General features: G+C 41.6%; 20 protein-coding genes. All 20 read right to left on the bottom strand.

What is annotated here, in order from left to right; all coding sequences use genetic code 11:
* Positions 1 to 230 precede the first annotated feature (230 nt).
* The 20 genes from fliR to flgB all read right to left on the bottom strand — a co-directional run bounded on the left by fliR (position 231) and on the right by flgB (position 14,404).
* Positions 231 to 986, bottom strand: a complete 756-nt coding sequence (fliR, locus tag ACYVLS_RS07515; RefSeq protein WP_460323146.1) for a flagellar biosynthetic protein FliR — start codon at positions 984 to 986, stop codon at positions 231 to 233.
* A 4-nt stretch (positions 987 to 990) separates the two neighbouring features.
* On the bottom strand, positions 991 to 1,254 hold the full coding sequence (gene fliQ, locus ACYVLS_RS07510; RefSeq protein ID WP_346024805.1) for a flagellar biosynthesis protein FliQ: 264 nt from the start codon (positions 1,252 to 1,254) through the stop codon (positions 991 to 993).
* An 18-nt stretch (positions 1,255 to 1,272) separates the two neighbouring features.
* Positions 1,273 to 1,938 carry a flagellar type III secretion system pore protein FliP gene (gene fliP, locus ACYVLS_RS07505; protein ID WP_460323143.1) on the bottom strand — a complete coding sequence of 222 codons (666 nt, stop codon included), beginning with the start codon at positions 1,936 to 1,938 and terminating at the stop codon, positions 1,273 to 1,275.
* Positions 1,938 to 2,342, bottom strand: coding sequence for a FliO/MopB family protein (locus ACYVLS_RS07500; RefSeq protein ID WP_460323141.1), 405 nt, complete (start codon positions 2,340 to 2,342; stop codon positions 1,938 to 1,940). Before ACYVLS_RS07500 ends, fliP begins: the two co-directional genes overlap by 1 nt.
* A gap of 33 nt (positions 2,343 to 2,375) precedes the next feature.
* Positions 2,376 to 2,861 carry a flagellar basal body-associated FliL family protein gene (locus ACYVLS_RS07495; protein ID WP_460323138.1) on the bottom strand — a complete coding sequence of 162 codons (486 nt, stop codon included), beginning with the start codon at positions 2,859 to 2,861 and terminating at the stop codon, positions 2,376 to 2,378.
* Positions 2,848 to 3,657: a flagellar motor protein MotB gene (locus ACYVLS_RS07490; RefSeq protein ID WP_460323136.1), complete on the bottom strand. Its 810-nt coding sequence runs from the start codon at positions 3,655 to 3,657 to the stop codon at positions 2,848 to 2,850. Before ACYVLS_RS07490 ends, ACYVLS_RS07495 begins: the two co-directional genes overlap by 14 nt.
* 10 nt (positions 3,658 to 3,667) lie before the next feature.
* Positions 3,668 to 4,474 (bottom strand): motility protein A, encoded by an 807-nt coding sequence (locus tag ACYVLS_RS07485; RefSeq protein WP_460323133.1) that lies wholly within the window; start codon positions 4,472 to 4,474, stop codon positions 3,668 to 3,670.
* 4 nt (positions 4,475 to 4,478) lie between these two features.
* Complete coding sequence (locus ACYVLS_RS07480; protein ID WP_460323131.1) at positions 4,479 to 4,676, bottom strand: flagellar FlbD family protein; 198 nt, start codon at positions 4,674 to 4,676, stop codon at positions 4,479 to 4,481.
* A 69-nt stretch (positions 4,677 to 4,745) separates the two neighbouring features.
* The gene (locus ACYVLS_RS07475; protein ID WP_460323128.1) at positions 4,746 to 5,606 is read right to left on the bottom strand and encodes a flagellar hook-basal body complex protein; all 861 of its coding nucleotides are present in this window, start codon (positions 5,604 to 5,606) and stop codon (positions 4,746 to 4,748) included.
* A gap of 78 nt (positions 5,607 to 5,684) precedes the next feature.
* The gene (locus ACYVLS_RS07470; protein WP_460323126.1) at positions 5,685 to 6,077 is read right to left on the bottom strand and encodes a TIGR02530 family flagellar biosynthesis protein; all 393 of its coding nucleotides are present in this window, start codon (positions 6,075 to 6,077) and stop codon (positions 5,685 to 5,687) included.
* Between the two features lies 1 nt (position 6,078).
* Positions 6,079 to 6,504, bottom strand: coding sequence for an FLgD tudor-like domain-containing protein (locus ACYVLS_RS07465; RefSeq protein ID WP_460323124.1), 426 nt, complete (start codon positions 6,502 to 6,504; stop codon positions 6,079 to 6,081).
* Between the two features lie 15 nt (positions 6,505 to 6,519).
* Entirely contained in the window at positions 6,520 to 7,953 is a 1,434-nt protein-coding gene (locus ACYVLS_RS07460; RefSeq protein WP_460323121.1) for a flagellar hook-length control protein FliK, read from the bottom strand.
* 35 nt (positions 7,954 to 7,988) lie between these two features.
* Positions 7,989 to 8,426 (bottom strand): flagellar export protein FliJ, encoded by a 438-nt coding sequence (fliJ, locus tag ACYVLS_RS07455; RefSeq protein WP_460323119.1) that lies wholly within the window; start codon positions 8,424 to 8,426, stop codon positions 7,989 to 7,991.
* A gap of 11 nt (positions 8,427 to 8,437) precedes the next feature.
* Positions 8,438 to 9,709, bottom strand: a complete 1,272-nt coding sequence (fliI, locus tag ACYVLS_RS07450; protein WP_460323241.1) for a flagellar protein export ATPase FliI — start codon at positions 9,707 to 9,709, stop codon at positions 8,438 to 8,440.
* Between the two features lie 50 nt (positions 9,710 to 9,759).
* Positions 9,760 to 10,554, bottom strand: coding sequence for a FliH/SctL family protein (locus ACYVLS_RS07445; protein ID WP_460323116.1), 795 nt, complete (start codon positions 10,552 to 10,554; stop codon positions 9,760 to 9,762).
* The gene (fliG, locus tag ACYVLS_RS07440; RefSeq protein WP_460323114.1) at positions 10,538 to 11,569 is read right to left on the bottom strand and encodes a flagellar motor switch protein FliG; all 1,032 of its coding nucleotides are present in this window, start codon (positions 11,567 to 11,569) and stop codon (positions 10,538 to 10,540) included. Before fliG ends, ACYVLS_RS07445 begins: the two co-directional genes overlap by 17 nt.
* Before the next feature lie 15 nt (positions 11,570 to 11,584).
* Positions 11,585 to 13,186 (bottom strand): flagellar basal-body MS-ring/collar protein FliF, encoded by a 1,602-nt coding sequence (gene fliF, locus ACYVLS_RS07435; RefSeq protein WP_460323112.1) that lies wholly within the window; start codon positions 13,184 to 13,186, stop codon positions 11,585 to 11,587.
* Between the two features lie 36 nt (positions 13,187 to 13,222).
* On the bottom strand, positions 13,223 to 13,537 hold the full coding sequence (fliE, locus tag ACYVLS_RS07430) for a flagellar hook-basal body complex protein FliE (protein WP_460323109.1): 315 nt from the start codon (positions 13,535 to 13,537) through the stop codon (positions 13,223 to 13,225).
* A 31-nt stretch (positions 13,538 to 13,568) separates the two neighbouring features.
* Entirely contained in the window at positions 13,569 to 14,006 is a 438-nt protein-coding gene (gene flgC / locus ACYVLS_RS07425; RefSeq protein ID WP_460323106.1) for a flagellar basal body rod protein FlgC, read from the bottom strand.
* 17 nt (positions 14,007 to 14,023) lie between these two features.
* On the bottom strand, positions 14,024 to 14,404 hold the full coding sequence (flgB, locus tag ACYVLS_RS07420) for a flagellar basal body rod protein FlgB (RefSeq protein ID WP_460323103.1): 381 nt from the start codon (positions 14,402 to 14,404) through the stop codon (positions 14,024 to 14,026).
* Positions 14,405 to 14,920: the final 516 nt, after the last annotated feature.

Here is a 14,920-nt window from a genome sequence, read left to right as displayed (position 1 = left end):
GATTACGAACTACACTTTTTTCGTATTTTGTTTAGTTCAGTTCGCTTAATTAGTGATGAACTAAACATTTTTCATTCTAAATGGGCTTTCTGTGCAGTTCAGTTTTATGAACTAAAGAAATCATCGATTTTGTTGAGTTCAGCCTGTACATCTCTTGTTAAACTAGACACCTGCTGAGTTTTTGCTTCTTTTTAAACTAATCCAATAGTTAATTAAGCCCCTTTTATATCTTACTGTATGGAAAACAGCCATTCATTCATATATCTGATCATGTCCGGGAACAGATCACCGATATTCTGCATCAAAACAGGCAGAAAGAAGAACATAAACACTAAACTGACTAATGTCTTCATCGGCATACCGAGTATCAGCACGTTAATTTGCGGAACTGTCCGTGAAATTAAAGCTAAGGTTAACTCTGACAATAAAGCGACGATTATAAGTGGGATGGCAAGCTGGACCGCTGTTGCAAACAAGTGGCCGAACAAATGAACGATGCCTTCCATTCCAATATGGGTAAAATTCAGCTGATCTAAAGGTGCCCATGTAAAGGATTCAACTAGACTTGTGATCACCTGGTGATGAATATTTGCTATAAAAAATATCATAATTGAAATCCAGTAGTATATCCGCCCATAATACGACGCGTTGACTCCCAATGAGGGATCATAAATGGATCCCATTGAAAACCCAACCTGGAAATCGACCAGTGAACCGGCAATCTCAACTGCTGTAAAAAACAGCAAAGTGATGTAACCTAATGCCATGCCAATAAACAACTCTTTTATTCCTATGGCGACAAACATACCCATGGTCAGGTCTGCTTCAAAGGGCTGTATGACTGCCATGACAGGTATGGATAAACCGACTGCCAAAGCGACTTTGCTTATAGTTGGAAAAGAACTATGCGAGAATCCCGGACTGATGGCAATGAAGACAGTTATCCGAATCATAACAAGTAAAAACTGCTGTACTTCTAACGTCATCGTGTCACAGTCCTGCTATGATGGAGAATAACCGGTCAGTAAAAGCGACGAGCGTATTCAACATGAAGTTACCCAATAAAACCAAAGTAAGTAATATGGCAAATAATTTGGGTACAAAACTTAATGTTTGTTCCTGAATCTGAGTGGTTGCCTGTATGATACTGATGACCAGGCCAATCACTAAAGCGGTAATTAACACCGGACCACCGACACGAATCAGTACTAAAAAGGCATCCTGTAAAACATCTAATACATTTTGCGTAGACATATAACTATCCTTTCCATCTTAGAAAAAGCTTCCTATCAGAGATTCCACAACTAGATACCAGCCATCGACCATGACAAACAGCAGCAGCTTAAATGGCAGTGAAATCATGACTGGTGACAGCATGAACATCCCCATCGACATGAGTATACTGGCTACGACAATATCAATTACCAGAAAAGGGATAAAAATCAGAAAACCTATAGTAAAAGCTGTACGCAGTTCGCTGATTGAAAAAGCTGGAATAACGGTGAATAGAGATAAGTCTTCCGGATCATCCGGAAAATCGTCTCCACTGATTTGTACAAACAATTCCAGGTCACTTGTCCGGGTCTGTTCGAGCATAAAGTTCTTTATGGGCTGCTCTGCAATTTCAAATGACTCTTCCCGGCTTATTTCACCGGCGAGCATTGGCTGCAGGGCCTCTTCATTTACCTCCTGATAAACCGGTCGCATAACGAACACGGATAAAAAGAGAGCCAGTCCAATCAGCACCTGGTTGGGAGGGCTTTGTTGCGTCCCCAATGCATTCCGTGTAAAGGAAAGAACAATAATCGTTCGGGTGAAACTTGTCGTTAAAACAAGAAACGAAGGGACCAAGGCTATCAAAAACAGCAGCAGGTATAGATTAACAACTTCGGACGAATCATTAGTCACCGCTAATGCGTCTACTAAAATTTCCGTCATTACTTGTTAATCCCTTTCTTCTGAAACTCTTTATAATCTTTTTTTAAAGTATCCAGTTTATCAGAAAGCAGATGCACCGCACTGCTTTCTTTTATTTTATGTATAGCTTCTTTATTTTTAGCATCCGGTTGTTTTCGGGCTAACCGAAGCTGTATGGCTTCCTTTTCTTCATCGGAAAAGGTCTTAATCACTTCATTTGAAGACTCTGAAATGCTCATTAATAAGTATTCCGCTTCCACCTGAACGATACAGAGAGAAGAAGATTTCGATACAGGTACACGCTCTATAATCTTGATAATCTGACTCGTGGACTTTTGAAATGATCCGAGCTTCTTCAGTAAAAAATTGGCTAAAAAAATGATTAATGCTAAAGCTAGAATCATCTGTACAATATCTGTAAACACTGTTTTCTTCTCCTCTCTTACTATTCGCCAGTCTTAATTTTGAATAAGAATATTAGTTACAAAAACATCTTCTATTAAATCCTGCTTCAGCGACTGATTGATTCGTTCTCTAATCAGATCTTTGATGATGAATTCGCCCTCATCTTCTTCAAGAATAGTCGCGTCAGTCTGGCCCGCCACTACATGTATGACCGCATCCCTTACTTTTGCAATGTCCTGGTTAATAATATCTTCAGCCTCGTCATCCATGCTGGTTACGGTGAGTTCCATACGAACAATAGCTTTGCTTCGTGTAGACTCGCCACTGATATTAACTAGAAATTCATCCAGTGCCACTGTGTGTTCTGTCTCTGTTTCTTCAGAAGTGAAACGAGACATAAATGTGTCATCGCCCGACTCCCCAAAAACAGTCATGCCGATTCCCATACCCACGACTAAAACAATGACAGCAACAACAATCACCGTTACAATTTTAGTTACTGTGTTTCTTTTCTTTGTTCCATTATTATTCTGCGCCATTCATGACTTCCTCTCTATCTTCGTGAACAATGACAATGTTTACCCGGCGATTAAGCGCTCGGTTTTCATCGGAATCATTTGGAGCAATAGGCCGATATTCACCATAACCTCTGGCGGATAATCGCGTAGGTGAAATACTGTATTCTTCACTCAAATACCTTAAAACAGATAAGGCTCGCCCAGTCGATAACTCCCAGTTGGAAGGAAATTGTCGACTATTCATTGGAATATCATCCGTATACCCCTCAATAACAATTTCATTATCAAACAAGTCAAACAAACCAGCTAACTGACCAATGGTCTCACGTCCGTTCTGTTTCAACGTTGCACTACCTGAGTCAAACAGTATCGCTTCCTGAATATCGATATAGACCCCTTCCTGATCTCTGGAAAGTGTCACAGCTGCTTCCAGACCTTCATCTGAAATATAGCTGTTAACTGTGTCAAACAAATCCATTACTGTTTCAGGTACGTAATTCAAATCTGACGGTGATTCCTCTACTGCTAAATCATCAGGATCTAGGCCCTCATATTCACTCAAGTCTCCATACTCATCAAATTCCATATCACCGTACGAATTGCCTCGGTCATCAAGTATGGCATCACTGCTGCTTCCAATTAAAGCCATTCGTAACGATTCCGCTACCTCTCTAAACCGTTCCTCACTTACGATAGACATGGAGAACAGTAAAATAAAGAATGTCAGGAGGAGAGACATCAAATCTGAATAGGTAGTCATCCAAGGAGGCGAACCTGCGCTTTCAATTTTCTCACTTTTCTTTCGTTGTCTAGCCATCCTGAGCTCCTTACATCACTTCTTCAGCAACATTAACTGCTTCAGCTGTATCTTTTTTATTCTTATAGTCACTCTGAGACATAAAACTCTGAAGTTTCTGTTCAATGATACGCGGATTGTCTCCACGCTGCAGTCCCAAGACGCCTTCTATAATCATTTCATTGGTTTTCATTTCGTTGGCTGTCTGCATTTCTAGATTTTTAGCAATCGGAAGGAAGACCATGTTGGCCATAAAACTTCCGTAAAAGGTAGTCAGCAAAGCCGTAGCCATTCCCGTTCCAATCAGTGACGGGTCCTGTAAATCTCCAAGCATCGCAATCAGACCAATCAATGTCCCAATCATTCCAAATGCCGGTGCATACTCTCCCCATTTCAAGAAGACTTGCTGACCAATGGAGTGACGGTCTTCTGTCTGTTCCATTTCGACATTTAAAATCTCATCAATTGTATCGATATCTGTTCCATCAACTACCATTTCCAAACCATAAATAAGGACTGGATTATCAATTTCCTGAATGTCTTCTTCAATAGCAAGAATCCCTTCTGTTCGGCTTTTCTTTGCCAGATGTGTAATCGTATCGATTAAAGCGCCACGGTCATCATCTGGTGTGAAAAGCAACAGTTTTAATAAGGCTGGAACTTTCTTTAAGGCATTAAAAGGAAAACTGATGAGCAGCGCTGAAAATGATCCAAATAATGTGATGACCAATGCCGGTACATCGAAATACCTGACTAAAGATCCGTTGGTTGCCATAGCCGCAATAATTAAGCCCACACCTACGACCAGACCAATTGCTGGCAATATGTTTCGTTTCATTTCTTTACACCCCCATCGATTTCTGGAAAATTTGCTTTTTGTACTGCAGCACTTTTTCAGCTATTTCTTCCGGTGTATCCATTACTCGCAAAGTTTTATGATCCACTAAGGTAATCAGTGTGTCAAAATCTTTTTCGATCTTAAGGATACAATCATTGTTCAAGTAAAATTCTTTTCCAGATACAGTTCGTAGTGGAATCATGATTTGCCTCTTTTCATGTTTAAGTCAAGAAGTGGCCATTGGTGATAAATATGACCACTCCCTGATTAATTAACGTTTTAAGTTGATTAATTCCTGCAGCATTTCATCACTTGTTGTGATACTGCGGCTATTAGCCTGATAAGCACGGCTGGCCACAATCATTTCAGTGAATTCAGTTGCCAAATCGACGTTGGACATTTCCATGAAACCTGAACGGACCAAACCGAATCCATCATCTGAGGGACCGCCATATTGCGGCACTCCTGAGTTGGCAGAAGCGTTATAAATATTTTCTCCAGCTTTTTCCAGACCATCTGGATTCGCAAAGTTGGACATGGCAATACGTCCAATAACATACGCATTTCCATCGCTGTATGTTCCTAAAATCGTTCCAGTATTATCAATGCTATAGTCCTGTAATGTCAGACCATCTCTTTCTTGAGGAATAGCTAAGGCTTCTAGATTGGCAGCAGATGGATTCCCCATATTTGCTTCACTGTAACCCATCAAACGGAAACCGTTTGAAGTGGTCAGGTTTCCTTCATTATCTGTATAAAACCCACCATCACGCGTATACTGCATCATGCCACTGTCTCCACCGTCTTCACTTACTACAAAGAAAGAGTTGTCGCCATTTTGAATACCAAAGTCCAGCGCACGTCCAGTAAACTGAAGGGACCCGCCCTGCATCATCACGTCTGTTGCAGCGACTTGCGTACCTAAACCAACTTGCTGGGCATTTAGTCCGCCACGTCCGCCGTTATTTGGCCCTTGTGCATTGGCGTTAGTTTCACTAATCATATCCTGAAATCGTACACGCTGCGCTTTAAAACCTGTGGTGTTGACGTTAGAAATATTGTTTGCAATAACGTCCATTTTAGTCTGCTGGCCTTTCATGCCAGTAATACCTGAAAATAATGAATTTAACATTGTTTTTCCTCCTAGTTTAAACGTTTCTGAATCAATCGGTCATCAGAAATCAGCTTCTTTTCAGTCCAGCTGGTTCGTTTATCTTTTCTCATTTATTTGAAATGCACTGTCGATATCTGTTACTTCATTCATTTCGTTGGATTTTAGAGCCGTAATCACTGTCTTGTTTTTAATGCTGGCTATCAGTGCCAGGTCATCATACAAAATCAGAGACTGTCTGGATCCTTTTGCTTCAAGTGTTTCAACTGCCTGTTCTAGGTGATGCATATCGGTGTCATTCAGATGAAAGCCATGCTGTTCCAGCCGCTTTTGTGCATGATTGGAAATGGTGACCTTGCTTAATTTTTCTGTAGATTTAACGGCTTCATCCATAAAATCTGAGAAGGCAGAATCCACTTTACGTTCAATTGTTTGTTTCTGGTAAAGCTTGTCTGTCTGATGAACAGGCGTGGCTTGAATGTTTCGCAGCATGTTACTGTCTCACCTCAATGACATCATTCATTTCATACGTTCTGCCATTGACCTGAAGCGTGGCATAGCCGTTGTCGAAACGGACTTTGTCAACGGTCCCCATAATCAATTGATCTTCCTCGCCGGCAATCGTCACGTCTTTTCCAACGAGACCTAGCGCTTGCTGCTGCTGATTCATAAGCAGACTGGTCTGCATCGTGTCATTTAAATCACTGACCGCATTCAGAATACCAAACTGTACCATTTGTCCAATATAGTCTGTTTCCGAACCGCCTCCGCTTCCTTGTCCGTCAAAAGACGGCATGCTCATTGCATTTGCGATGATATGCAGAAACTGTTCCATATTTAAATCAGAATTCTGTCTCGTCTCTTCTTCAGGTTGAATCGCTTTGAGTGATCCAATCATCATATTATTTGGAATATTCATATCTTTCTCCTTCACTTACGCATAATAATTCAAGCCGCTCTCTTGTCGAGTAACAAGGTTTGCTCCTGCGGTCTCTTCTTCAAATCGATCCGATGACTGAGCAGATTTTCTTTGTTCATCCTGCTGATCTTTTTTTGACTGATCAGACTGCTGTGAAAAGTTAAGATTACCTGATTGAGCAGATGTGTGAGGGTCAACCACCTGAAATTCAAACCCATTCAGTTGCAGTCCTTTCATTTCCAAAGGCCCTTTAATCTGCTGCCAGTGACTTTCGATATGCTGTTTCGCATCCTCAGTTTCAAAAATAAAGTTACCCGTCAGCTTCTCATCGCTGTATGATAGCTCAACTTTTATGTCACCAAGTGTTTCGGGCGTTAACGTTAGAGTAGACTGATAGACAGTCTCTCCGGCTTCATTTGAACTTACAGACATCATCATATCCTGAATAACTTCTGGACTCTGTTCCAATGCAGTTTTAACCGGTAATGGTATTGTCTGATTTACAGTGTCAGGTACAGTTTTTAATTGAGTGGACTGAGATAAACCGAACTGCTCAACCAACTGTTCTTCAGCTGAGTTGTCTTTCAGATTAACAGACTGTTCAGTTACTGTCGGTTTAGAAAGTTCTTCCGACTGTTGTCCAGCTTGAAAATTGATTGCTTCAAAACTCGATGGGCGTTCATTTTGTCCATTCGCTTCAGTCTGTGGGGTTGATGATTGCGTCAGTTTATTCTCAATGGCTGGAGCTGTTTCTTTTGCAGAGTCTCCTATGACTGGCTTGCTATCTTTAACTGTCATTGTCATCTCTTCTGCTTTTTCTAATGAAACTCTTCCAGTCTCACCTTCAATTGCAGCCTTAGATAAATTTACTGAAAAATTTTCTTTAATCAATCCTTCAGGCAAATCATTCGCGTCAGTAGCCGGTAGGAATTCTGTATCAGCCATAGAAGCATTCTTTATTTCAGAATCGGGCGTCAGTTCAGCTGTTTCTTTTCCGGATACCGCTGTAGTTAGCACCGGTTCAGTTGACACCTTAACCGTTTCTAAAGCTTGGAAAGACTCGGATAAATCAGTCATAGAAATAATGGCTTCCTCATCGATAGCCAGCGGAGTTAAGTTAGTCTCTCGTGCGATTGTACTAGCCATGTCAAGCTGGTCTTTATGTAAATCGGTCAGTACAGTTGAAGCGTGTTCTAATTTGCTGTCAAACCTCAGAAAGGCTGGGATAATGACAAATTCACTGGTCTCTTCCATTTTGTCAGTATCTTCTTCCACTTCTGATTTAACTTCAGACTGGGATAGGTCATCAGTTAATTCGTCGGCTTCCGATTCTTCGGCGTGCGTTAACTGCTTCTTCAGCTCCTGGGAAAAAGCTGAACCATCATTCAACTCTGTTTTTTTCGACGCTTTAGTATTTGCGACTATCTGATTAACTGCCGTCACGTTCATTCTTATTCACCTCCTTTCAAAGGTGGTTATGTAAATTAAAACAGTGATGGACGGCCAAAACTGAGGGTGGCGATTTCATCGAGCTGGGACTGCTCTTTTTTCTTCAAAGCATCATTAAAACGGGAGTGCTCTTTCTCTTCAAGTTTCTGCATCACTTTCTTGTCTTTATGGGCTTCTTTTAACTGGCTTCTTGCCATAACAAGTTCCTGTTCAGCAGTCTGAAGAGCTAGGCGCTGTTTAATAATCTTGTCATCCAGCAAATCCTTGTAAAGATTCTGACGCTTCAAATGATCAACACTCTTATGAAATAGATTTTCGTTTTTTAAACGACGGCTTTCTGAAATTATGCGATTCAGCTTGTCTTCTTCCTGTCTGACACGCTCTTCCCTGTCTTTCACGAGACGCTGAGCGGTGTCTTCCTGATCTGAACGCCAATCCAGTACCTTTTCCATTGAAAAACGGTATTCCTGCATTCAATCCCTCCTTATCTTATTCCCTGATTGGACAACAGAGCTTTCATTTGCTGCACTGTCTCGGCAAAGGTAAACGAATGAGTTGTTTTTTGCTTTAAAAATCCTTTAATCGGTTGATTCAAGCGGACAGCCTGATCGACTAGCGGATTACTTCCCTGCTGGTAGGCACCCACATCAATCAGGTCTTTCGATTCTCGGTAGGTTGCCAGGTTTTCTCTGAGCTTACCGGCTGCTTCATCATGATCCTCGCTGACCAGTTCCTTCATCAAACGACTTAAGCTGTTCTGGATATCGATGGCCGGGTAATGATTCTCTGAAGCTATCTGCCGGGACAAAATGATATGTCCGTCCAGAATACCTCTGACCGAGTCGGCTATCGGTTCATTCATATCGTCCCCTTCAACAAGGACGGTATAGAAAGCTGTGATAGAACCAGTCAGTGTATTCCCGCTTCGTTCCAGCAGCTTAGGTAAGACTGTAAAGACCGAAGGCGTATACCCTTTCGTCGTCGGCGGCTCGCCTGTTGCCAGCCCGATTTCTCGCTGGGCCATGGCCACACGAGTAACGGAGTCCATCATCAGGACGACTTTCTTGCCCTGATCCCTGAAATACTCAGCAATCGCAGTAGCGACGTAAGCCCCTTTTAAACGGACTAGAGGTGGCTGGTCGGATGTTGCCGCCACAACAACTGATTTTTTGTAGCCTTCTTCGCCTAAATCATTGTCGATAAATTCAAGGACTTCCCGTCCACGCTCACCAATCAGACCAATCACAATCACATCTGCTTCACTGTAGCGAGCCATCATGCCTAACAGCGTCGATTTCCCGACCCCAGATCCCGCAAAAATGCCCATCCGCTGACCCTCGCCTACTGTCAGCAGACCATCGACGGCCTTTACGCCCGTAGGCATGATGGTATCGATTTTCGGACGCTTGAACGGGTCAGGAGAAGGACGATGCACAGAATACGTAGCTGTTTCTTTTAGGGTCTCTTCACTTAATGGACGACCTAAACCGTCAAAGGTCTTGCCGAGCATTTCGTTGCTGACTTCTATCTTCAGCGCTTTCCCTGTTGGATAAACAAGACAGCCCGGTCCAATGCCATCCAAGTCATCTAAGGGCATTAAGAGAACTGTCTCATCCACAAAGCCGACTACTTCAGACAAAACCGTTTTTTCGTGTGACTTAATTTCGATTTCACAGACTTCACCGATAAACGCATCCAGCCCATCCACTTTGATAATAAGACCAATGACCTGGCTGACTTTTCCGTGCTTTAGCATGACTGCTTTCTTATTTAAGGTTTCATGGTACAGTTCAAAAGGAATATTAATCATTCCATCTCACGTTCACTTTCTTTCATTTCCTCAATCATCGCCAGCAGCTGATTTTTCACCTGTAAATCAACCACTTTATGCGCACTTTCAACAACACAGCCTAGTGCATCAACGTTATCATCACCAAAGACAACGAAGCGCACCCCTGGGTAATTTTTTTCCAGATAAGGAATAGCTTCCCGAAGCTCTTTACGCTTGGACGAATGAACGGTCAGACTGACATAATCTTCTTCGCGGTCAAGCTGATGTAAAATGGGCTGAACCAGTTCCAGTATCCCATCAGGCGTCATTTCTAGCTGCTCCTGAACAATTTTTTCAGCCATATGAACAGAAAGAGACAGTAAACTTTCCTTCTTCTCTTCAATGTACTGTTCAATGTTCAACTGAGCTTCACGAACTGTATTTCTCGCCTGATCAACCAGCTGCTGGCTCAATTCTTTTCCTTCAGTGTAGCCTTGGTCTCTTCCTTCGCTGTATCCTTTTTCATAGCCAGCCTGCTGACCTGCTTCAAAAGCCTCTTTGTAAGCTTCTTCTTTTAAACTGGCAATTTCTTCTTCGGCTTCAGATAGTAACTGTTCCTTTTCATTTAACGCCTTTTCAATCAACTGACTGCTTTTTTCCTTCGCTTCTGCCAGTTTCTCACGCGCTTCCTGACTGGTTTCCTCATTGTCTATACTCTCTAAAAACTCTTCTTCTGGTTCATAGTCGTAAGTAGTATTGATTATCCAATCTTCGGAGGCCTTAGCTGACTGCGTTTTGACCGACTTAATAATTCTACTCGATGATGGCATCTTGATCGCCTCGCATAATGTAGATTTCCCCAAGTTCATCTAGACGGCGTATAACCGTAACGACATTCTGCTGGGCTTCTTCAACCGCAGACAGACGTGCCGGTCCGAGGAACTGCATATCTTCCTTGAGAGTTTCAACTGCTCTTGCAGATAAGTTATCGAAGATGAAGTTACGTAGCTGGTCTGATACGCCTTTAAGAGCCAGTACAAGATCATCATTATTGACCTCACGCAGCACTTTTTGCACATCGTTCTTTTGAAGAGAAATAATGTCTTCAAAGGTGAACAAGCTGGCTTTGACTTCTTCTGCCAATTCCGGCTGACGTTCTTCGAGTTCGCCGACGATGGCTTTCTCTGTCGTCCGACCAACCTGGTTCAAGATTTCAACAAGGGTCGACACACCACCGACATTTTCTGTATCGTTTTCAATATATGTAGAAAACTTACTTTCTATCACTTTCTCGATTTTCTCAATAACGGAGGGGGACGTACTGGTTATTGTTCCAATACGTTCCGCTATTTCTGACTGTTTTTCGGGTGGGAAATTTATCAGAATCTGAGCCGCTTTATCCGGCTGCATGTAGCACAGAATCAAGGCAACTGTCTGAGGCTGTTCTCCCAGAAGTAAATTGGTCAATTGAGCAGGGTCCGCTTTTCGAGCGATATTAAACGGACGCTCACGCAACTGAATCTGATTCAGCATATCAATCACTTCTTTGGCCCGCTGAGACCCGAGCGCTTTATTCAGTAGTGTTTTTGCATAATCAAAGCCGCCGTCTAAAATGTACTCTCTGGCTTGGGACATCTCCAAGTACTCGTTAACGATAGCTTCCCGTTCTTTCTGACTCACATGATCAATATTGGCTATTTCGTAACTGATTTTCTGAATGTACGTATCCGGCAGCTGCTTCATGATTTGAGCCGACGTTTCCGGTCCAAGAGAAATCATAAAAATAGCCGCTTTTCGAATACCATCTAATTCATTTGTTTTAATAGTTTCAACTGTCTCCGCCACGTTCACTCATCCTCTCTACTCTTTCAACCAGACTTTCATCAGTTCAGCGGCTAATTCAGGATTCTCCTTCGCCTGCGTTCTCACTCTGTCTTCTTTTTCTGACATGACTTTATTCTTCTGCTGAAGTTTTTCGTTTTCTTTATCAATTTCTTCTATTGGATTAACTTCTGGCATCACAACAGGTTCTGGAGCAGGTGACGCACTCATTTCAGATAACTCGTTTTGCTGTGTTTCTTTTCCGCGTTTTATTAGGGATAGAACGACCATCGCTCCGATAATGAGTAACAGACCACTAACCATGTAGAGCCAGCTTGATGCTAAGAAGTCAATTAGCTCATCTAATATGCTCTCGCCGCCGATAGCTAAATCTTCTCCTTCTGCAAATGGTAATATTTCGACAGTCACATCACCAGGCAGAGTAACCTCCGCCTGATTATCCAAACCGATTGCCCGACTGACTATATCATTAATTTGTAGTTCTACGGGTACCACACCAGAATTCTGATTAACCACTACGGATGCATTAATCGCTTCAACGACACCCGGTGCACGGACATACCGTTCAGTAACTTGATCCAGTTCATAATTGGTCGTGCGGTCCAATGACGCCGAAATTTCAGGATTATCATCGTCAGCTAAAGGCGTATTTGCATCTTCCATCAGCCCTAATACCATATCTCTTGCGCCGTCAAAACTTTCAATCTGACTGCGAATCAATCCTTCACGATTATCATCACCATCTTCTGTCATCGGGGCAGTATAGGTTACGCTTTCGCCTTCAATTACATCAAAATTCATTGATGCATTAACGACCACGCGTAAATTATTGTAGCCATAAACGGGTGCTAAGAGCGATAGAATACGCTCTTCCAAATCAGTTTCATATGAACGTTTGACAGCTTGCTGATTTGAAGAGAAGTCGCCGCTTGCCAGTCCCTCACCACCGGACTGTAAAAAGCCACTTAGCAAATTACCGCTGGTATCAACAATTTGAACATTTTCCATAGGTAAACGGTCAACCGCACCCGTTACGAGTGAAGCAATCCCTTGGATATTCTGTTGAGAAACAGTTCCTCTCGTCTGAACTACGATGGATGCTGACGCTTCACTTCGATAAGCCGGGTTCTGAAAAATGCTGTCTTCCGGTAAAGACAACATCACTTTAGCAGAATCAATCTGCTGCAATGACGAAATAGACCGTTCCAGCTCACCAGTTAATGCACGCTGATACATAATCTGACGATCATCATCAGTCGTCATCATATTCGTTTCATCGAAAATCTCAAAACCAGTCGAACGCTCGGGCATCATCCCATTAACAGCAAGATTAATTCGATAATTATCGACATCTTTTTCATCAACTAAAATAGTTGTTCCGTTATCTTCCAAACGGTAGTTCATGTTCTGAGCATTCAGGTCTTCCACAATGGCTCCTGCATCTGCCTCTTCAAGATTGGAAAACAACACGGTGTACTGACTTCTCTGAGTGAAGTAGCCGATTGTACCCAGTAAAATTAACGCAATCGATACAAAAATAACCAGCCGCTTGCGCTTTTTTTCCTCAAGCTGAAGCCAGCCATCTTTAATCGATGTGCCAATTTCTTTCACTTTATTCATTTAGGACGCTCCCTCTACTCTGATTACTTAACTTAATTAAAATTGCATATTCTTTATTTCGTTATAGGCTTCCAGTGCGCGGTTGCGCATCTGAACAGCGACTTCCAGAGAGAGTTGAGCTTCCGTTGTTTTAATCATGACTGTATGTAAATCATCCGTTGTTCCGTCCACTAAAGATTGAACGGCCTGCACGGATTCTGATTGCTTGTCTTCAAGACTGGCCAGGGAATTCTGCAGCATTGAAGTAAATTGAGCTGGTTTATTTTCTTCTGTATGTACGGGTAAAGCTTGTTTAGTCTGATTGACCTGGCTGATTGCCTGAGAGTATAGCTGATTTATTGGGATATTCACTTGTCAAACTCCTATTCATTATTTAATTGTTTTACTGACGACCAATTTCAAGAGCACGCTTGAGCATCTCTTTACTGCTATTAATAGCGGTAACGTTAGCATCATACGTTCTAATCGCCGTCATCATATCGACCATCTCGTCTGCCATGTCTACATTTGGGTATGCAACATAGCCGTCTTCATCTGCGTCCGGATGGTTGGGTTCATAAGCCATTCTGAAGTTTTCTTCATCTGCATCTACACCTGTTATCCGCACACCGGCACTTTTTACAGTGGGCGTATTTGCCAACTGGGAATTGGCACGATTGAAGTTTTCTTCGAATTCAACTGTTTGTTTTATGTAAGGACCTTCGCCGTCTTCTCTTCGAGTAGTATTTACATTCGCAATATTGGTAGAAATCGTATCCAATTTGAATCGCTCAAGTGTCAGTCCACTGGCATTTATCTGCATGGAATTAAAAATCGACATTTTCTTTTCTCCTTTTCTTAACGCAATACAGAACGAATGCTACTGTAATGGTTACTTAACTGGGTAGTTAAAGCTTGGTAGTAAATTGCATTGGCAGATAGTTCAGCCATTTCACTATCAATAGCCACGTTGTTGCCATCTTCATTCACACGATTACCTGTCTGAGCTTTTATCTGCGGCGTAACAGATGAACTGTCCGAAGCGCCAAAATGATTCGCATGGGTACTTTTCATAGCTGAACCATCCATTGCTCGTTTTAACGTTTCTTCAAAATCGACTCGCTTAGCTTTATAGCCTGGTGTATTGACATTGGAAATATTAGAAGAAATCATTTCCTGCCTCATCGAAGACGCATCCAACGCACCCTTAATTAAATTATAGTTTGATCCGGTAAACATTTTCTCACCTCTTAAAATAACAAATCTGTATAATTATTCTGATTTTTAAACAACAAATTCAATTTTATAGGAGTAAGCTGGAAGCCGCAACACTCTTTTTTACATTTTTTTCGTGAGTATTAAGTAAATTGAAATGATTGTAATTGTAATTGTTTTATTTAGAACGTTTTAAATATTCATTTTTAATTATTAAACACCTTAAAAACCCATCAATGCCAGTGGAGTAAACTAACAAAACAAAAGTCACATTGTTAATCATCTGGTTAATTATGTACTAAAACAACTGTCGGATTTATGATTAAACTTTGACACTGAAAGTTTGACACTTTTGTGAACAGATGAATATAATTAGTTATCTCATCGATTGAGAATTTATATACTATATATATTACCACTAGTGTTGCATTAAAAATTTTAACTGTTTCAACACATGAAAAAGTCCTTTATAATGGGGTGGGATGACTTATCCAAGACCAAAACAAAGGACTTACAGCATGGATAAGTATAAAACAAAAA

This window comes from Alkalibacterium psychrotolerans, assembly GCF_054784355.1.
The sequence above is the reverse complement of the archived record's forward strand: the minus strand, read 5'-3'. Positions and strand labels throughout refer to the sequence as shown.